Source organism: Sodalinema gerasimenkoae IPPAS B-353 (assembly GCF_009846485.1).
Lineage (GTDB): Bacteria > Cyanobacteriota > Cyanobacteriia > Cyanobacteriales > Geitlerinemataceae > Sodalinema > Sodalinema gerasimenkoae.
This window is the reverse complement of sequence record NZ_ML776472.1, coordinates 1,774,881-1,794,143: the sequence shown is the minus strand read 5'-3', so window position 1 is coordinate 1,794,143 and position 19,263 is coordinate 1,774,881. Positions and strand designations below refer to the sequence as shown.

General features: G+C 53.4%; 13 protein-coding genes. 1 reads left to right on the top strand and 12 read right to left on the bottom strand.

Annotation, left to right across the window (positions count from 1 at the left end; all coding sequences use genetic code 11):
• Positions 1 to 3: 3 nt before the first annotated feature.
• From L855_RS07850 to L855_RS07800, 11 genes are all read right to left on the bottom strand, one after another.
• Positions 4 to 1,413, bottom strand: coding sequence for a DUF2079 domain-containing protein (locus tag L855_RS07850; protein WP_159786413.1), 1,410 nt, complete (start codon positions 1,411 to 1,413; stop codon positions 4 to 6).
• Positions 1,400 to 3,571, bottom strand: a complete 2,172-nt coding sequence (locus L855_RS07845; RefSeq protein WP_159786410.1) for a hypothetical protein — start codon at positions 3,569 to 3,571, stop codon at positions 1,400 to 1,402. The genes L855_RS07850 and L855_RS07845 overlap by 14 nt, the downstream gene beginning before the upstream one ends.
• 22 nt (positions 3,572 to 3,593) lie before the next feature.
• The gene (locus tag L855_RS07840; RefSeq protein ID WP_159786407.1) at positions 3,594 to 5,243 is read right to left on the bottom strand and encodes a hypothetical protein; all 1,650 of its coding nucleotides are present in this window, start codon (positions 5,241 to 5,243) and stop codon (positions 3,594 to 3,596) included.
• 1 nt (position 5,244) lies between these two features.
• Positions 5,245 to 6,828, bottom strand: a complete 1,584-nt coding sequence (locus tag L855_RS07835) for a beta-barrel domain-containing protein (RefSeq protein ID WP_159786404.1) — start codon at positions 6,826 to 6,828, stop codon at positions 5,245 to 5,247.
• A 76-nt stretch (positions 6,829 to 6,904) separates the two neighbouring features.
• Positions 6,905 to 9,964, bottom strand: coding sequence for a peptidase domain-containing ABC transporter (locus L855_RS07830; protein ID WP_159786401.1), 3,060 nt, complete (start codon positions 9,962 to 9,964; stop codon positions 6,905 to 6,907).
• Positions 9,961 to 10,716: a peptidylprolyl isomerase gene (locus L855_RS07825; RefSeq protein ID WP_159786398.1), complete on the bottom strand. Its 756-nt coding sequence runs from the start codon at positions 10,714 to 10,716 to the stop codon at positions 9,961 to 9,963. Before L855_RS07825 ends, L855_RS07830 begins: the two co-directional genes overlap by 4 nt.
• Before the next feature lie 320 nt (positions 10,717 to 11,036).
• Complete coding sequence (locus tag L855_RS07820; RefSeq protein WP_159786395.1) at positions 11,037 to 11,411, bottom strand: cyclic nucleotide-binding domain-containing protein; 375 nt, start codon at positions 11,409 to 11,411, stop codon at positions 11,037 to 11,039.
• Between the two features lie 38 nt (positions 11,412 to 11,449).
• On the bottom strand, positions 11,450 to 13,084 hold the full coding sequence (locus L855_RS07815; RefSeq protein ID WP_159786392.1) for an alpha-D-glucose phosphate-specific phosphoglucomutase: 1,635 nt from the start codon (positions 13,082 to 13,084) through the stop codon (positions 11,450 to 11,452).
• Positions 13,085 to 13,196: 112 nt separating this feature from the next.
• Complete coding sequence (locus L855_RS07810) at positions 13,197 to 13,406, bottom strand: hypothetical protein (protein WP_159786389.1); 210 nt, start codon at positions 13,404 to 13,406, stop codon at positions 13,197 to 13,199.
• A 194-nt stretch (positions 13,407 to 13,600) separates the two neighbouring features.
• The gene (gene trmFO, locus L855_RS07805; protein WP_192925009.1) at positions 13,601 to 14,929 is read right to left on the bottom strand and encodes an FADH(2)-oxidizing methylenetetrahydrofolate--tRNA-(uracil(54)-C(5))-methyltransferase TrmFO; all 1,329 of its coding nucleotides are present in this window, start codon (positions 14,927 to 14,929) and stop codon (positions 13,601 to 13,603) included.
• A 147-nt stretch (positions 14,930 to 15,076) separates the two neighbouring features.
• A complete protein-coding gene (locus tag L855_RS07800) occupies positions 15,077 to 16,543 on the bottom strand; it encodes a site-2 protease family protein (RefSeq protein WP_159786386.1) in 1,467 nt (488 codons plus the stop codon).
• Between the two features lie 5 nt (positions 16,544 to 16,548).
• Between L855_RS07800 and L855_RS07795 the strand changes: the two genes are divergently transcribed.
• The gene (locus L855_RS07795; protein WP_159786383.1) at positions 16,549 to 17,205 is read left to right on the top strand and encodes an MBL fold metallo-hydrolase; all 657 of its coding nucleotides are present in this window, start codon (positions 16,549 to 16,551) and stop codon (positions 17,203 to 17,205) included.
• Between the two features lie 99 nt (positions 17,206 to 17,304).
• Here L855_RS07795 and L855_RS07790 read toward each other — a convergent pair whose 3' ends face one another.
• Positions 17,305 to 18,987 (bottom strand): iron uptake porin, encoded by a 1,683-nt coding sequence (locus L855_RS07790; protein ID WP_159786380.1) that lies wholly within the window; start codon positions 18,985 to 18,987, stop codon positions 17,305 to 17,307.
• Positions 18,988 to 19,263: the final 276 nt, after the last annotated feature.

Below are 19,263 nucleotides of genomic sequence, written 5' to 3'. Positions count from 1 at the left end.
TGCCTACTGCCTTCTCCTAAACACAAACACCTCATATCGCTGATACTGAACCTCAAACTGAGGATCTTGCAAAAAATGGAGAACCAACCCCCTCGCCAACTCCTCCGTTGCCCTCCAGGGATAGCGACTATTGAGAACCACATACTCCGGTCGTTCCAAATCAATCGGTAGGGGACTCGGATGGCCCAACAACAACAGCGTTTGCCGATGCGTTAAATGGGGGGCCAGGTAATTATCCGTCAACACTGCCGCCTCCGCCGGAACCAGGGCGATCGCCTCCCGCGTTGCGTGCCAAGTCTCCAACCCCTCAAACCCCCGTAACAACTTATTAGGATTCCCCAAAACCAACAGGGCCGTCAACGACCAGATCATCATGCCGCGATTCCCCAACCGCCGCCATAATCCTCCCTTCGCCGCCAGAGTATCCACCACCGCCACAAACAAAAACGGCAACAGCGGTACCCCATATTGATGTTCCAGCGTCCGTTGCAGAGGATGTTCCGCCAACAGATTTAAGCCCAAGGTGGGTAATAGCCCCAAAAACGGGGCCAACTGCCGCCACGAGAGTCCCCAGACAATCGGCAACAAAACCAATCCCACATAGACAAAACTCTCTCCTGAAAACAACTTCCCCCAAAACAACTGCGGTTGTCTCACTAAATTCAGCAGAATCTCCCCCAAAGACCCTCCCAAATAGTCATAGCGAAACAGGGCCTCCACCCCATCCGGCCGAAAGCGAGGAATCACCACCTGAGTCACCAGCACAAACCAGACACTGCCCAACCCCAAGGCCGCCCCCCCATAGCGAGGGCGTTTCTCAAACAGCAGTAACCAAAGTCCCATGGCCGCCACCGTCAGGGACAACACCGCCTTACAGCCTAAGACAAACAGCAACAACCCCGTAAACCCCAACAGCGTCCCCCCTCTACGGGCCAACCAAATCGCCGCCAACAGGGTCGGAACCGCCATCACCTCCGGGTGAAAGTCAAACAAATTGACATTAAACACCAAGGGATAACACCAAAATGCCAGGGCCAACCCGCGAGCGGTGGTTGGATGAATCCCCTGCTGACGGGCCAATGCCGCCACCATCACCCCCCCCAAGGCCAACGCCAGGGCCTGAATTGCCAATAACCAATGGACATCGGGCCACAGGTGATAGAACCCCGCCAAGAGATAGAGACTATAATCCCCGTGACCCCCCAAGACATGATGACCCCAAAAGGAAATAATCGGAGTTTGGCCGCGACTGATTAAATAGAGGGCTTGGTCAAAAAAACCTAAATCCATAGCCGTTGACTTGAATAAGCCATGACGGAGACTACTACAGATAAACAAGGCCAACGCCACCCAGGCCGCATCCCACAGCAGCCGCGTCCCCAAATACCGGTGAACTCGACTAATTCCCCGCATTAGAAATTTCCCCACGTCTGGCTGCCCGTTCCTGAAACTCACCTAACCCATATCCCGTCAAGGTGACGCGAATCCTCGGCTGGAACAACCCCGGATTTAAGGTTGAGAACTTAAAACTATAGGTTCGCGGGGGTAACTGTCCCTGAAATAACTCAAACGCCTCCCCATCATGTCGGGGAAGATGACTCAGCCAAACGCCTCCCTCGGCATTGGCCACCAAAATGCGATAGGTGCGTTCCTCTCCCGCCAAATCGCGAACGGTGATGTAAACCGGGGGAACTCGGAACAGGGATTTAGCCAGCCGTCCCCAAAACGAATGTTCAATCTCAATCGAGGCTCGTACCAACTCCCCATCCTCAGGCGTAATCTGAGCAAAATCATCCCAGACCACTGATAACTCCCGCTGTCCCTGTTCTTGGCCACAACGGGACTGGGAGAGAGGTTCTAAGAGCATCAAATTGGGTAAGGCCGGCAATTGCACCAACTGAGGGACTTGAGGGGAAATGCCATAGTGACAGATATAGTGAAAGGCAGTGGCTGGGGCATCGAAAAAGGGATGTCGGGCATCCACGGTATGGAAGTTATATAAGAGAATATCCCGAGGTTCGTTGGCGAGGCTATCTCGGTTCGCGTTGTCCAGATAGGGGGTATAGGCTGCCTGGGATTGAAACACGGGACGGGGTTGCCAGTTAAGTCCATTGGCCGCCACCATGGAGGTTTCTCGGGGAATAATATCAACAGACCGCGAACCAATCACCTCCCGCACCTCTGGAGGGAGGGTGACGGCTTGTAAGTTTTCCTCACTTTGGGCCAGTAAGTCGGCCTTGAGGCTGGAGGGATTCCAGAAATAGCTGAATTTCTCGGCGACAATGGCCGGGGTGAGGGGACGGACTAGGTTGGTGTGATAGTAGTCGGAGAAGAAGTTGGTGTAGTAGTGGTGGAACCCTAGACAGAGAATTAGACTATACAGATGGACGCCATAGGCGAACTTTTGCCAAAATCCGGGACGAATCTGGAGGGTACAGAGGGCAACAATCAGGGGCATACTGAAGACAAAGCGTAAGCCATGGGCCCCCTGACGGACAAAGCCATGTTTAAAGGTCAATAGAATCAGCAGCACCATGGCCGCTGAGAAGCTGGGATTGCCATCTTTAGCAACGAGGAACAGTAGCCACAGGAGTCCCAGGAGTTCTAGGAAGACAAAGGCTAATTCAGTAGATGAGCCGATGTAACTCATGCCCCCGGAATAGCCAGCGGTAATATGGGAGTAGCCCTGAAGGTAGTCGAGAAGGGAGGGGGATGAGAGGAGAATAATGGCCGTTAAACTCACTCCGTAGAGAATCCGAGGGGTGAATTGGCAAATGGGAGTTAGGTGGGGATGAGTTTTGAGGAGTTTGGGAACCATGGCCACGCCGACCAAGACCGAGAAAATTAGGGAAATTAGCAGGCTGAACCAGTTGTTTAGGGTCTCCACTCGTAGGAAGAGAAAGGCGGTGCTGGCAGTTGCGAGTTGCGAGTCCAACAGGAGTAGGATATTTTTACGAATCCCCAGGCGACTGCGGAATCCCAGTAAGACTTGAATGGCGAAAAAGATAAATAGCGAGGCGGAGGCTTGTAGGCCCATGGAGACTTTACTATGGAGCAAGAATCCTCCCACGGCACCGATACCGATCGCCCAGTAGTGGGCGTGCTTGCCCTGCCAAATTTCTCGAAATGAGAGCAGGATAACAATAATATAAAGGGTTTGATATTCGGTTTGTAGAGCTTCGTAAAAGTCGGAGATAAAATAGGGAAAACTGACACTGATGGCGATCGCCAGTTGTTCGAGGGCCGTTTTGGATTTAATCATTCGCCAGATGGTGACGGCAAATAAGAGTCCATGAACCAGAGTTTTGAAGATAAAGATATCCCAAAAGTTGCTCTCTAGGACGGCACCGCGAACTAAATAGCCAAAGGCTCCATAGGTAAAGATAATATCTTTGCCGAAAATGACGTTATTTTCAGCGAGTTGACTGATGCCATATTTCCAGGAAGGATCTAAGCCAATGCCAATGGGGCGAGGAAGGGGGAGAAAGGCGAAGAAGAGATAGAGTGTGACGAGGCCACAGGCAATCTGAATGATACGCTCAGGGTGGATTGTAATTGAAATGGGTTTCATCAGGATAGTCTTGCCATTCCGCTTAGGTTGAAACGGGTTCAGAGGCTGGGGGTTGCCTGTGTCGCCAACGTTGGAGTCCAGCCTGTATCCCCATCACCATCAACAGCCATAGGGCCGGTAATAGGGGGCGTAGATAGCGATCACCCGCTCCCACGGGCCAACTGGTCACATCAATATAGGCCACCAGCAGCAGGCGCACGAGAATACACAATAGCAGGATTGCCGCCAGAATGAGCAGCTTAGGGGATGGATGGGTGAAACTCCAGATCCAGCCGAGAAGTCCTAAGCCCAAACAAATGGGAAATAGGACTTGATATAGATGGGATATGCCGCGAATTAAGACATCTTTGACTTGATTGAGGGGTTGAGAACGGGCTTGGAAAAAATCTGCCGCTTCTCGGGTGATTTGCTGATAATAGCGCTCTCGTAACTCGATATCTTCTAGGCCAGAATCGAGCCGTAGGACGAGGGAACTGCGGGTGAGTTGATGGCCTAAGCGTAGAGTACTCATCAACCAGGGCTGGATGAGATCCCGAGATAAGCTGGGAATGAAACTGGCCCGTCTCTGGGGTTGACAGTCTAACCAGCCCCGTTCACAGGCCCCATTCACTTCCTGGGCGATTTGCCAGTAAAAGTCCTCGGTGTCCGCCACGGATTCATAGAATCCTTGGGCATCGACGGCATCTCGTAGGGCCCAATAAAAAATCCCTGCGACATAATCCTCACAGACATCTAGGCCACAGGAGGCGGCTCGCCAGCCTTCGTCAGGGGAAATTTCCAGGTCAGGTTTTAGGCGGCGAAAACTGGGACTGACGGCATAAATCTCTCGCCGCGTGGCTTCGGGAACGGCAATTTGTGGGCGCTGACGCCCGGGAGAGACCCGCTGTAAACTGCTATAGGCGGCGGTGAGTCCGGGAGTTTTCAGATCATAGGTGTGATACAGTCCGTAGTTGAGGTAGTTACTCCAGGCTAGGGCTGAGGTCACGAAAATCACTGGAGCGAGGCTCAGCAGGGGTCCCGCCGCAAAATGAACGAAACGGGGTCGAGAGCGAAAAATCCCTTGTTCTTGGGCGATATAGAGGTAGCAGAGGCTTAATGTAGGCAGTATCCAGACCCCTTCAGGTCGCGTGTTCCAAAAAATCGCTAAAACGAGACCGATAAGTAGGGAATGGAGCAGAAATACCCGGGGGCGATGACGGTCTTGGAGGAGATTGAGACAGCCTCCTAAGAAGACGGCAGTGAGGGGAAGGTAAATGACTTCCTGGAGGGTTTGCCGGTTCCAGTGGTAGGAGAAGGGAGCCAGACTGTAGAGCGCCAGGAAAAGAAACGTTAGGGCAGGGGCTTTGAGCCAACGCTGAAGGCTGACCCCGAGAAACACACCGGCTGCTAGATAGAGTAGTTCTTGAGAGAGCCGTAGGGGCATCCCCAGATAGTAACTGGCGACAATGAAGGCGGGGTATCCTGGCTGACGGGCCAAGACGAGACCGTCGTAGGGAACATCCCCCTGGAGGAGCTGGGTGGCACGAATGATGTAGCGGAGGTTGTCGTGGTAGGCGAGGGAGGCGTGAATGGGCAAGTGAGCGATCGCCCAGAGCTTAAATAGCACTAGGGCGATCGCCCCCCAAAGCAGCCAAGTTGTTCCTGGAGAGTTCCCCAGACGTTTCCACCACACCTTAGCGTAGATGTTCTAGGGTACGGGCACTTCCGGTAAAGCGATCGAGGAACAAGCTCATCACCGTCCGCTCACGAACTTTGATGCTGGCTTCTACCGCCATCCCCGATTGCAGGGGAACTCGCATATCGGAGTTGGGCAGGTCAAAATGTTGGTCTTCCAACTCAATGGTGACGGGGAAGGCATAGAAAGGACGGTTTTGATCCGGTTCCAAGACATCCTGGCCAATGGAGGTTAGGGTTCCAGGAATCGTACCAAATTCCATGGCGGGGAAGGCGTTAATCTGAACTTCAACTTCCATGCCGGTGGTGATGAAGCCAATATCGTTGTTGGTAACAAAGACGTTGGCAATCAGTCGGGTGTTAGGAACGATGGTGATCACTGGTTCCGTGGTGTTGAGGACAAAGCCAGAACTGCCCGTTTCTTCGTTTTGACCGAAGTTTGGCAAGACTTCAAAGACGACCCCATCAATGGGCGATCGCAACTCCGTAAAGCGCAACTCCTGTTCAGCGGCGGCTAACTGACTGGTTAACTGGGTGTCTTGCCGTTGATTTTCGGAAATGGCTTGATACGCCTCCCGTTCCGAGCTAGCTCGAACTGTCCGCAAGCGGGCCTGCGCTTCATTGATCCCTTCCCGCAGGCGGTCTAACTCTCCGCGAAGGCGATCCTGTTCCGCTCGTCGGGCTAATAAATCCGATTGTAAGCCTTCAATCTCCGACTCCCGTTGCCGCTGGGTATCCCGAATCTGAGTAATTTGGGACTGTCGGGCCAAGATATCATCCTGGGCGCTGGAAACTTCCTGTTCCCGGTTCATCACCTGCTGGCGTTGGCGGGTGACTTGCAGACGAGCAATTCCCCCATCTTCGAGGAGTGGCTCTAAATCCGCCAGAATATTGCGGTCTTCTTCTAAGACTGAGCGCGAGCGTTCTAAACGTTGTCGCGACTCCCGCAGGCGGTCTTCAGCCGTCGCTAACTGTTGGAGATCGGAGTTACGTCCATCTTCAGCAATCCGCAGGCGATTTTGCAGACTGGAAATCTGGGCATCCAGGGCAATAATCTGGCCTTGAGTTTGAGTTAGTTGAGACTCGAATTGGCGAATTTGGCTATTGGTGGCATCTTCTTGGGAGGCCAATTCCGCACGGCGGGCCTGAACCCGCTGAATTTGGGTGCGATCGAACTCACCCACTCCATCGAGGACACCGAGATCTAAACCTTCTGCTTGAGCTTGGAAGGCCCGCGCCTCACTGCGTCGTTGATCTCGGGCCTCTCGTAGAGATTCCACCGAAGCCCGAGACACCGTTGAGTCTAACGTGACCAGCAAGTCGCCTTCATTGACGCGATCGCCCCCGGCCACATGGACTTCGCGTACCATACCACCGCTGGGGACTTTCACTTCCCGCAGCGAACCTTCGGGTTCCAATTTTCCCTGAGCCGGGATGGACTGATCCATTTTGGCCAACGAGGCCCAAACCACGCCGGAGGTGGTGATAGCGACAATCAACCAAATCAGGGCCCTTGTCCAAAAGGCGGGCTGTTCTAGGATGACCGGTTGTTCCTGGATAGACTCAATTCGTTCGATATTCATGGCGTTTCCCTTGGCTTCGACAGATCAGCAGTGCCCCATCCTCGGCATGACAGACGTTAACATGACGGACTTCCACTTACAACTGAGACTGTTGCTGTTCATATAGACAGTAGTAGCGCCCTTTAAGTGCCATCAACTCCTCATGGGTTCCCTGTTCCACCAGGGCGGCGTTGTCCATCATCAAGATACAGTCTGCCCCCTGTACGGTGGGTAAGCGGTGGGTAATAAAGAACACCGTGCGCCCTCGGAACTCTTCTACTAGATTTTGACAAACCAGACTTTCGAGGTTGTAGTCCAGGGCACTGGTGGCTTCATCGAGAATCAACAAGTTGGGCTTTTGTAGCACCGTCCGGGCGATCGCAATCCGTTGTCGTTGTCCCCCAGAGAGGGCTGACCCCCGTTCCCCCACAATGGTGTTATAGCCCTGGGGTAGGGTCATGACGAAGTCGTGGGCGACTGCTACTTTCGCGGCGTTGATAATCTCCTCATCGGTCGCCTCGGGGTTATTGAGAGCAATGTTGGCCTTAATGGTGTTGTTAAACAAGAGGGTATCTTGCAGCACCACTCCCACCTGACGGCGCAGAGAATAGAGTTCCACCTTATTGATGTCATAGCCATCAATATGAATCCGTCCGGTTTCTGGGGGATAAAGCCGCTGTAGCAGCTTCATTAGGGTACTCTTACCCGATCCACTTTGTCCGACAATGCCCACAAAGGACCCAGCGGGAAAGTCAATATTGACATTGGCAACATTTAATGCGCCCGTAGGAACGAAGCGGAAGCAGACATCTTCAAATTTAACGTGTCCTTCGATATTTGGCAGGGGAATGTTAAGGCGATCGCTGTCGTTGCTCTCAGGCTGGGAGTTGAGAATATCCCGCAGACGCTCGATGGACATCCCCACTTCCTGGAAGCTCTGCCAAACCTGGACAAACCGCAGCAGTGACCCGGTCACGTTCCCGGAAATAATCCGGAAGGCGATGAGCTGACCGAGGGTTAGTTCCTGGTTAATTACCAAATAAGCCCCTACCCACAACAGCAACAGGGAGGAGAGTTTATTCAAGAAGCCTGCCACGGAACTGGCGGCAGTGTTCGTCAAAATGGTTCGGAAGCCCGCATTCATATAGCGAGCATAGCGTTCGTACCAGTTCCAGCGAGAGGTTAACTCAATGTTTTGTGCCTTCACCGTCTGCATCCCGTTCAGGGTTTCGACGAGATAGGATTGAGCATCAGCGTAGCGTTCTGCCCGTTTCAGCAGCAGTCGCCGCACAATCGGGGAAACGAAGATAATCAAAGCGGTGAAGAAGGGAACCGTGACCAAGGACACCAGGGTTAGCAGCCAACTGTAGGTCACCATCACAGCGATATAAATCACCGAGAACACCGCATCGAGTACTACCGTTAGGGCGGTTCCGGTAACGAACTGACGAATGTTGGCCAACTCATTCACCCGTCCGGCGATATCCCCCACCCGGCGTTTATCGAAATAGCCGAGGGGAAGCCTGAATAGGTGGTCAATTACCTCTGAACCGAGGTTCAGGTCAATACGGTTGGTGGTATCAACAAACAGATAGGTTCGTAAACTGGTCAGTAGCGCCTCAAACAACGCCACCCCAATCATGAAGACCCCTAAAATGTTTAGGGTTTCAATACTGCGTTGACCTAGGACTTTGTCAATGATGACCTGGGTCAGCAGTGGGTTAGCTAGTCCAAACAACTGGACAAAGAAGGAGGCGATAAAGACCTCAATCAGGACTTTTTTATAGCGCAGCATGGAGGGGAGGAACCACCACATGCTGAATTTCTCGGACTGGTCGCCGGAGGGGGGTTGTACTAAGACAACCTCGGCCACATCCCCCTCCACCATTTCCGCCACTTGGGCGGGGGTACGATGGAGGACGCCCATTTCGGGCACGGCTAGGACGATTTCCTTCTCGCTAATGCTATAGAGGACGGCATAGCTATCCTCCCATTTCATCATCCCCGGTGCTTGCAGCCGTCCCAGGGACGTTTTAGGAATGCGAGCTAGTTGAGCTTGTACTCCTAGGGTGGGCATGATGGTGCCACAGCCATAAAGCGAGACGGCCCCCTTGCTTTTTAACTGCTGTTCGAGCAATTTACGGATGGCATCCTTACGGAAGTTAATCCGCATATACTTGCAGAGCATATGGAAGCAAGCCAGGGGAGAGCCGATGGGGCCACTGCCGCGAATATGAGGGTAGCGCGGTGGGGGAGCTAAGGGATCTCGCGGGGGATCTGGCGGTCGTGGTGGGGCTTCCGGGACATTGGCTAGGGAGCTACTGCTACTGGGAACGAGGGTTCTGCCATTACCGTTGGGGGAGCCATTAGGGGACTCCTGTGAGCCATCGGGTTCGGTTTGGCTGTCTGTACCTGGCTCAGTGGCTTGAGGGAGTTGAGTAGAGGAAACAGCTTGAGCGACCTTCGCACTCCAAGGTACCCCAACAAGGCGTAAGGAGCTGTCGAGCCGCATGGGTTTGTAGCGGCCTGGATAGAGGCGATCGCCCACTTTGGCATCGGGCAGTTCTCCACGACTGACACACCAGAGGAGATTAGAATCTAAGCGGGTTGGATCGACGTGTTCCCCTTTGGGGATATCAACGATTTGGGCCTCAGACCAGAGGTCATAGCACAGGGTTTTGAGATCAGCCGTCGCATCAGCTCGCCGTTGTAGTTCGGCGCTACTGAGTTCAAAGACCTCTATCAGGCTCGGATGCTCCCGCACGGCCCGGTTAAAGTCTTTTTCTTGCCGCAGACACTCACGAAAGTCGTTGACATTGATGCTGACACAAATGGTCTCACTTGAGGCCATTGCGGTTTCACAGGGAAGATCGCGCACCACACTAATCCAGCCGAGGACCTCTCCGGGACCCACTAAGCGCAAACTGGTGGAATGACCATTGCGGCTGTCATAGCCGAGAACCCGCACTTGTCCTTGATAAATGATCGAAATTTGGGCGGGCATCTTCTCCCGCACTAACAGTGCTTGACCGATGCGATAGCGCAGCAGCTGAGCTTTTGCTGCCAATTGCTGCCGGGTTTCTGGTTTCAAGCGGTCAAAGGGGGCGGTTTGAGCCAGAAAATCGGAAATTTGGGGTTGGGAGGTAGTCTGAGTCATACGGACGCTGGGGGTGAAGACATGCGTTTGAAGTAATCGGCGGCGATGCTTTGAACTTCTTGTTGAAGCCAGTTGACATAAAGTTCATCTAACATCCGCTGATGCATGGCCGCATCAAGCTGAGCCGGGTGAAACTCATCTAGGCGAACAATGATAAACCATTCTGCCAGAGGACGAGGGGGCCAAAGTTGTCCGGGTTGGCTTACAGAGAGGAGTTTGCCAATGGCGGGGTGAGGGCGGTTGAGGGAGACCGGGCCGAGTTTGCCGCCCGTTCGAGCCTCGGGGCCCTGGGAATAGTCGCGGGCACAATCTTCAAAGGTTTGTTCCCCTTCATTAACGCGATAGTACAGTTCTTGGGCTAATCCTTCATCTTGGGTGCGGATGAGGGAATAGACCACTTGATCTAAGCTGGCTTTACGGGTCATAAAGTGCGATCGCACCTTTGGCCCCCAGGTTTTTTCCTTAAAGTTTTGTAATAATATGGGTCGTATGGCGAGGGCTTCTAGCTCTTCGAGGGTCATACCATTGGCTTTCAGCCATGCCTGTTGGATCTCCGGAGAGGTCAACTGGTTTTGCTTACAGAATTTTTGGACGGCAGCTTGTCGCTCCTCGTCAGGACAGGTGAACTCGGCGATCGCCTGATCAATGACTAGCCCCTGCAAAAATTGTGGCAGTAGCTGATAACGCTTGAGCAGTTGCGGGATTTCTGCTTCTGTAATTACTTGCTCGCCGACGCGGAAGACTTCAGTCATCGCTCCTGTCAATTCAATCTAATCGAGTAATCTATACACACCTTAAGACATGAACCGAATTGGATCATAGTCTCGTTGATGCCGCCAGAGGTATTTGGCCACTGGTAAGGCAATACTAATCGATCTAGTGTCTTCCACGCTAATACTCAAAAATGGCTATCCATTCAGGATTATTGGGGTCTGGTTCCGCTGACGGGAGCTGTAAGCCAGTTGTTCCGCGAGAAAAATCCCGAACGTCGCAGGGTCTAACCTAAAGTTCGGGAACGGTGATCCGCCCTAGACAGGAGACCGCCTGCGTGGGGCGGATCACAATGGGATATTTAGGAATTGGGGTGTTTGAAATGCCGCAACCGTTGAGACAGGCTATACATAATCTCTAGGGCAAACATAGGGGTCTCCTGGACAGCAAACAGAAATTTCTGTAAGTCCATGACAGCGAGGGTACAATTGGTTTTCGCCACGGCTGTTGAGGCTCGGGTGCCCTTATCACGGACGAGGGACCCTTCACCGAAAACATCCCCAGTATCAATGGTTTCTACCACTTGACCGTCCACGACGAGGTCAACGGCCCCCTCGATAATCCCAAACATGGTCTCTCCGGGTTCCCCTTCCTTGAAAATCACCTCTCCGGCTTTATAACGTTGGGGTTCGGTTTGTCTCTGAAAAATTGCAACGGTTCTGGCGGGTGTGAGCATAGTTCTTAGGGGTGGGATTCAGATGGGACTGGGGGGGGTTAGGTGATGACGGTGGGAGTATTCATGCCAGTATACTGACGAATCTGCGCCACATCCTCAGCGATGGCAATAAACTCGGCCAGGGCATCTTGAGGATCGGCACCATGTTGACTCGAATCAGGTTCGTAGCTTTCTAGGTACAGCCGCAGGGTGGCACCTTGGGTTCCGGTCCCCGAGAGGCGGAAGACAATGCGGGAGCCATCGGTGAAGCCGATGCGGATGCCTTGGTTTTTGCTGACACTGCCATCGACGGGGTCGGTATAGCTGAAGTCATCAGCATAGTCGACCTCGTACTTGCCCAGGCGTTGGCCGGGTAGGCTTTGCAGTTGCGATCGCAGCCCTTCCACCAGTTGGTCAGCATTACCGGAGTCGATGCCTTCGTAATCATGGCGAGAGTAGTAGTTGCGTCCATAGGTCTGCCAATGGTCTCGCACAATCTCTTCAACGGACTGCTCACGCACTGCCAGGATATTCAGCCAAAACAGAATGGCCCAGAGGCCGTCTTTTTCCCGCACATGGTCTGACCCAGTCCCGAAACTCTCTTCACCGCAGAGGGTGGCCTGTCCGGCATCGAGAAGGTTGCCAAAGAATTTCCAACCGGTGGGGGTTTCGTAGCAGTTGATGCCTAGTTTCTCGGCGACGCGATCGACGGCGGCACTGGTGGGCATTGAGCGGGCCACCCCAGCTAAGCCCTCTTTGTATCCAGGGACGAGGTGGGCATTGGCGGCCAAAACGGCCAGGCTATCACTGGGAGTCACAAAAAACTTGCGCCCTAACACCATATTGCGATCGCCGTCCCCATCGGAGGCGGCCCCAAAGTCGGGGGCATTGTCCCCAAACATTAGCTCCACTAGGTCATGGGCATAGACTAAATTTGGGTCTGGATGCCCCCCGCCAAAGTCTTCAAGGGGAGTTCCATTTTGCACGCTTCCTGGTGCTGCCCCCAACCGCTCTTCTAGCAGCAGATGAGCGTAGGGGCCGGTCACCGCATGGAGAGGGTCCATACAGAGACGGAAGTCCCCGGAGGTGAGAAAGTCGCGGATGCGGTCAAAATCGAAGAGGGACTGCATCAAATCCGCATAATCAGCGACGGGATCAATCACTTCAACGGTGGTCTCGTTGAGTTGGGTGATCAGCAGGGTGTCCAGGTCAATATCCGGGGCTTCTAGGATGTTATACCCCTCAAGGGTCTTGCTGGCTTCAAAAATAGCTGATGTAACTTTTTCTGGGGCGGGGCCGCCATTGCTAGTATTAAATTTAACGCCAAAGTCTCCCTCGGGTCCCCCAGGATTATGGCTGGCTGAAAGAATAATGCCTCCGAAGGCTCCGGTTTTACGAATAATGCAGGATGCAGCCGGGGTCGAGAGGATGCCCCCCCGACCCACGAGAACCCGGCCGACGCCGTTGGCCACAGCCATTTTGAGGATGGTTTGGATGGCAGTGCGGTTGTAGTAGCGTCCATCGCCACCGAGGACAAGGGTTTTACCTTGATAGTCTTCGAGGCTGTTGAAGATGGCTTGGATAAAATTTTCAAGATAGTGCCGCTGTTGAAACACCGGAACCTGCTTTCTAAGCCCTGATGTTCCGGGCTTCTGGTCTGGGAAGGGTTGAGTCGATACCGTGTGTACGTTCATACGATGGGCAAACTACAAGGGAGATATTTGACAACACCATATCAAACGCTGTGGTCTCTTGAGTGTTTTCTGGGTTTCTCTTTAGATCCCCGAGAACCTCAACGGCTTAGCCTTAGGCTCTCGATGGTGGGTGCATCACGAGCCAGCCTCGGCGAACACAATGGATCAGACGGTCGATGGCGAGACGTTCTTCTTCGCTCATGCTGTCTGTTAGGAGGACATCCCTGACGTGGGAACGGTCATCTGGCCCGAGAGTCCCTGCACACCAGGCTTGGAAAAATAAATCGGCGACAGGTGGAACAAGGCAGCGTTGGGTAGACATAACCGAGAAGTTGTCAATCACGTTTGTATTTTCGATCCTATTTCTTAATTTTTCGTAAATAATCTACCCTGGGTATGATTGTAAAGCAAAAATTAAGAGATCTTGATCATTGACAAATTCGGGTAAATCCCCTCTTGACAAAAATAATCCCGAGCTATCTCAGCCCGGGATTTAAACTAAGGGTTTTACCAAGTTCACGACACTACGGCAGGGTGTAGTTGTTTTTGCCAAGTTGTTAAGCTCTCCAGAGCGCGATCGCGATATTTGCCATAGCGATCGCGCTTATTACGAATTCTCATCTCCAAACTGGGGATAATGCCAAAGTTGGGAGGCATAGGTTGAAAATGTTTGGGACTGGCCGAGGTAACAAACTCAATTAAGGACCCCATCATTGTGTCTTTAGGCATAGAAACCGGCTCTAACCCCAAGGCTACCCGAGCGGCATTGGTGCCCGCCAACCACCCCCCAGCAGCAGCAGCGGTATAGCCTTCAGTGCCAATGAGTTGCCCGGCAGCCAGCAAAGTCGGACGTTTATGGAACTGAAGGGTTGGCTGAAGCAACTCGGGGGAGTTAATAAAGGTATTACGGTGCATCACCCCCATTCGGACAAATTCTGCCTCTTCTAAGCCAGGAATCAGGCGAAACACCCGTTTCTGTTCTCCCCAACGGAGGTTGGTTTGGAATCCCACCATATTCCAGAGTTGGCCGGCTTTGTCTTCCTGGCGCAATTGAACCACCGCGTAAAACCGGTCTGGCGATCGCGGATCACGGATGCCCACGGGTTTCAGGGGGCCATAACGCATGGTGTCCTCACCCCGTTTCGCCATTTCCTCGATGGGGAGACAGCCTTCAAAAAACTTAGCCGTCTCCCGCTCAAAGTCTTTCACCTCAGCTTGTTCAGCGTCACACAGAGCCTGCCAGAAGGCGAGATACTGCTCCTGGTTCATGGGACAGTTGAAATAGTCCGCATCCCCCTTGTCATAGCGCGAGGCCCGAAAGGCAATCTCAGTGTTAATAGACTCCCCCACCACAATGGGACTTGCCGCATCGAAGAAACTCATATATTGGCTGCCAGTAAACCGTTGTAGGTCATCAGCCAGGGCTTCACTGGTGAGGGGCCCCGTAGCCAGGACAACAATCTCATCGTCAGGGATACGCTGGACTTCCTCCCGTTCCAGGGTAATCAGGGGATGCTGAGCCAAGGTTTGAGTTAAATCCCGGCTAAACACACCGCGATCGACGGCCAAGGCCCCACCGGCTGGCACATCATGTTCATCGGCTTTGCCAATCACCACCGATCCCAAACGGCGCAATTCCTCATGAAGCAATCCCGAGGCGCGATCGCTGGCTTTAGCCCCAAAGGAGTTACTACAAACGAGTTCGGCCAGTTCCTGAGAATGGTGAGCGGGAGACTGCCGCAGGGGGCGCATTTCCTGAAGAACCACAGGAACCCCCCATTGGGCCACCTGCCAAGCGGCTTCGGTTCCCGCCAGTCCACCACCAATCACTCGTACGTTCGGCATAATTCACACTCAAAACTAATTACAGATTCATTGTCGCCCCAGACAAACGCCCCCCTATTGCCTGTTGCCTGTTGCCTTCTTTTTCCTTCTCCCCCCTATTGCCTACTGCCTACTGCCTACTGCCTACTGCCTTCTTTTGCCTTCTCTCTACGATAAAGCCTGAGTCAACATCTGCGGCACCGGAAGCAAGATAAATGCCAGCAGAAACAGACTGACTAAGCCGAGGACATCCCGTTTATTGTCCAACTCGCTGACATCGTTGAGGGCAGGACTGTCCCGTAGAGGAATCAGGAACAACAGCAAGGCCCATACAAAGAGTTCTGGATGCAAGATCGCCAGCAAGAGCATAAGGACGCGGCTGATTTGCCCGATGGCGAGGGCCGTACGTCGTCCAAACATTGCATGGACCATTTGTCCCCCATCTAGGCGGCCAATGGGCATCAAGGTAAAAGCACTTAAGATTAATCCGAGATAGCCGACGATGGCAATGGGCTGTAATTCAATGGCTTGGGATGGATCTAAGGACCCGGGTAGTAACACTCCACTACAGACCGATAGGAGGAGGGAAAAGGTGGGGATGAGTTCCTCAAAGTTGAGGATGCCTGAGGTTTCTGAGGCTGGAACCAGTTGGGATTGGGAGAGTCCCCACAGTAGGAGGGGAAAACTGACGATAAAGGTCAGGATGGGGCCGACGACGCTGGTGTCGAAGAGAACTTTACGGTTGGGAATGGGGGAGCGAATCCGCAGAAAAGCCCCTAAGGTTCCGAGGAAAAAGGGAAAGGGAATGAAGTAGGGGAGACTGGTTTCTAGCTCATGTCGGCGGGCGATCGCATAGCGCCCCAATTCACGAATCCCTAAGACCCCCAGCAGGGCGCAGGCATAGGGGAGTCCTTCGAGTAATAGTCTCGGGTCAGCTTGCCAGAGATCGCTCTCGATGCCAGCTAATTCGACGCCGACGGTGGTACTGGTGAAGAGGGTAATCAGGAACAGTCCCAGGGCAATGGCCGGATGTTCAGTCGGATCAGCTGATGTGGTCTGGGTTTGTTGATTGGGGTTGGGGGCGAGGACAAATAGGGGTTTGCGGTTTTCCCCTTCTTGGAGTACCACCAGGAAGCGATCGCCGAATTGTTTTTGGATGTTATCGCGTATAGTGCGATAGGCGCGATCAGGGTTGGTGCGCAGTTGTCCTCGGCAAATAACGGCTTGGGGTCGATATTCCAGTTGATGTAGCGCATACACCGACCAGTTAAAGCAGTCTCGTAGTTGCGTTTCCTCACCAGGGGCGATGGGCCGCAATTGTTCTTTGAGGTTATTTAGAGAGGAGGAGAGTTCTGTGGCCGTCACCGTTGGCCGGGGCTGTTCCTCGGGGGTGGTGCGTCCCCGGTAGAGTAGCCAGAGATAGAGGATAAAGCAGCCTGTCATCAGGGCGATCGCCCCCCAAGCCGGAACGGCCCCCTCTTCTGGGGTCATTTCTGCCCAGAGAATCAGCACCACAGCAGGAGTCATCATCACCAACCACAACAACCACACCGGGGTTCGCGTGATGTTGGCAACGCTCCGCTGCAAGATAATGTAGGTAATCAGTCCAAGTATCAGCAGTAACCAAAAAGTCATCACGTATGTCTAAAGAACCCCGCATTGTCCGAGCGAATATTTTTGCGTTTCCCCCCAATCGGGACACCCTGGGAGGAACCGCCTACCTTATTGTAGAAAAAGATGGCAACGTCCTGATTGATACTCCCCCATCTACCCCCGAAACTCAGGACTTTTTAGAGCGTCAGGGCGGGGTGCGATCGCTCTTCATTACCCATCGCGACAGTATTGGCAATGCCACCCAGTTTCAGAAACGCAGCGGTTGTCAACTCATTATCCAGGAACAAGAAGCCTATCTGCTGCCAGAGGCCCAGGTCACCTCATTTCAACAGGAGATTCAGATTTCTTCCCAGATTCAGGGAATTTGGACTCCGGGACATACGCCCGGTTCTGCCTGTCTCTATTACCCTCAACAAGGAGGAATTTTATTTACCGGTCGTCATCTATTGCCCAATCCCAAAGGACAGGTTGTGCCCCTACGCACGGCGAAAACCTTTCACTGGCGGCGGCAGTTGCGCAGTGTCGCCCAGTTGCGCGATCGCTTTTCCCCAGAGACTCTATCTCTAATCTGTCCAGGCGCCAGCACAGGCTTCCTCCGGGGTCAACGGGCCGTTGAGGGGGCCTATCACCAACTGGCAACCTTAGATTTAGAGGCCTATGAAGCCGCCCCAGCTCTCCTCTAGGAGCAACAAGACAAAAACCCCACAGCGAGTGTGGGGTTTTATGAATCAGAGGGTCAGCCAGTCAAAGACTGACCTGAAACCATTGTCCTAGAGGGTGTCCTAGAAGGAGAAGGTCGTGCGAAGAACACCGACGAAGGCATCGTCAGCATTCCGGCTACCTTGAGGAGCACTCAACCAGATGAGTCCAGGGGTAATGGAGATGTTGTCGTTGAGCTGATAGCGGTAGAACGCTTCAACGTGAACCGGGGTGTCATCAGCACCGGCACCACGAGAGCTGTTCTCATTGAAGCCACCCACGTAGGGTTCAACACCGGCCATTAAACCGAGGAGGTTGCCTTGTCCACCGAAGTCAGGCAGGGCTAGACCTAAACCGTAGTACCAGATGTCCGCGCTATCTTTGCCAGTGGCACGGGAGTTGGCGTTGGTGTAACCGCCAAACGCGTTGATGGCAAAGCTATCCGAAAGCTGGTAAGCGGCGGAGAGACCGTAGGAGTTGGTGTAGAGGGCGGCTGCATCGCCGAAGGGCTGCACACCACGGGTGGTACCAGGGCCAAGGCCGAAGATGCCGTTTTCAGTACCCGAAGCATTGAAGAAGGCGTGGTTGTAGGTCAAGCCCACTTGCAAGTCACCGGAATCAAAGGTCAACTGACTCATGATGGAGTAGTTACCATTGAATAGACCCTCAGCGCGGTTAGGGCTGAACGCATCAGCGGCGAAGTAACCCGCAGACAACATGATGCTGTCGGTCAGGTCAACGTTGACACCAACACCAGTTGCATCCGTCCCAATTTTGTAGATGGGGTTGGATTCAGCAAAGCTGGTCAGGGCGTTTTCACCACCGGTGTAGCCTTCTAAGTAGGGGCTAATGGTGGGGACGAAGTCTTGCCAGAGACCACCGGACGCAGGCAGGTAGACCTGAACGTTGTCGCCGAGGGGGAAGTAGTACGCCAACCAACCGATGTCAACACCACCGCCGTTGTCGAAGTTGTGGGTGAAGACCCCTTGGTCGAGGTTGTTGAAGGTTGCCGCGTTACCGGAATCAAGACGAGTCCAGAGTTGGTCGCGTCCGCTGAAGCTGGAGACGAACCCAAGACGAACCCGGTTGTGGAAGACGGTTTGGTTGTCATCGACACCGACGTTGCTACCACCGAAGGCATCCGCGATGGCGAAGACCGCTTCCCCTTCTAGTTTGGTGGTGGTGGAGAACTGGTTAGCTTCGAGTTCCGAGACGCGAGCTTCCAGACCATCCACGCGGCCCCGTAGAGTTGCCAGTTCAGCGGAGAACTCTTCTTGCAGACGGCGAATAGTGGCTAAGTCGCTGGGGTCGATTTCATCACCGCCACCGACGATGGCGACGATTTGATCCAAACAGGCGTTCAGACCGGCGGCAAATTCATAACGAGTCATGAAGTTGTTGCCACGGAACGTCCCGTCGGGGTAACCGGCGATACAACCATAGCGTTCAACGAGAGACTGGAGGGCTTGGAATGCCCAGTCTGTCGGTTGGACGTCGCTGAGCTGGGAGACCGAGGTCACCTGGTCGAGCGAGACAACCTCTTGGTTGCCATTATCTTGGCGAAGTCTTTGACCTTCGTTGGCTTCGATGAAATCGCCAACGGAAAGTTGTTTGCTGCCAAAGTCAGCATCGGTCAGTTGGTCAGCCTTGACGGGGCTGATACCGGAGTCAACCGTTGCTTCTTTAGCTTGAGCAGGAGCGTTTAGCCCCCAGAATGCCGCTAGTAGCGGGCTGAATAGCAGAATCTGCCATGTTAGTTTACGCATCTTCCCTCACACCTTAAAACACAGGAACTTTGAATTTCGCGAAAAGCAGCCAATGGCTGTTCACACATTTAACCATTATAGTGCGATCGCGACTACCAAAAATATGTAGCCTATGGAACAAAAAATCAAGGCGATCGCAGAAATTGGCGGAAACAGGGGTCACCCTGTGTCTGAGTGAACAGCGGTTTCAGAGCCACCTCCCCCCATTATAGTTCGGGGATACCGATTTCGACAGGTTGCCTAAAATTCTCTAAATCTCAATTGGCTGATGTGAGC

Coding starts and splice junctions, on each gene's coding strand:
- L855_RS07835 (WP_159786404.1), bottom strand. CDS start 6,828: ATGAATATCGAACGAATTGAGTCTATCCAGGAACAACCGGTCATCCTA.
- L855_RS07795 (WP_159786383.1), top strand. CDS start 16,549: ATGTCTAAAGAACCCCGCATTGTCCGAGCGAATATTTTTGCGTTTCCC.
- L855_RS07850 (WP_159786413.1), bottom strand. CDS start 1,413: ATGCGGGGAATTAGTCGAGTTCACCGGTATTTGGGGACGCGGCTGCTG.
- L855_RS07830 (WP_159786401.1), bottom strand. CDS start 9,964: ATGACTCAGACTACCTCCCAACCCCAAATTTCCGATTTTCTGGCTCAA.
- L855_RS07810 (WP_159786389.1), bottom strand. CDS start 13,406: ATGTCTACCCAACGCTGCCTTGTTCCACCTGTCGCCGATTTATTTTTC.
- L855_RS07790 (WP_159786380.1), bottom strand. CDS start 18,987: ATGCGTAAACTAACATGGCAGATTCTGCTATTCAGCCCGCTACTAGCG.
- L855_RS07800 (WP_159786386.1), bottom strand. CDS start 16,543: ATGACTTTTTGGTTACTGCTGATACTTGGACTGATTACCTACATTATC.
- L855_RS07845 (WP_159786410.1), bottom strand. CDS start 3,571: ATGAAACCCATTTCAATTACAATCCACCCTGAGCGTATCATTCAGATT.
- trmFO (WP_192925009.1), bottom strand. CDS start 14,929: ATGCCGAACGTACGAGTGATTGGTGGTGGACTGGCGGGAACCGAAGCC.
- L855_RS07815 (WP_159786392.1), bottom strand. CDS start 13,084: ATGAACGTACACACGGTATCGACTCAACCCTTCCCAGACCAGAAGCCC.
- L855_RS07820 (WP_159786395.1), bottom strand. CDS start 11,411: ATGCTCACACCCGCCAGAACCGTTGCAATTTTTCAGAGACAAACCGAA.
- L855_RS07825 (WP_159786398.1), bottom strand. CDS start 10,716: ATGACTGAAGTCTTCCGCGTCGGCGAGCAAGTAATTACAGAAGCAGAA.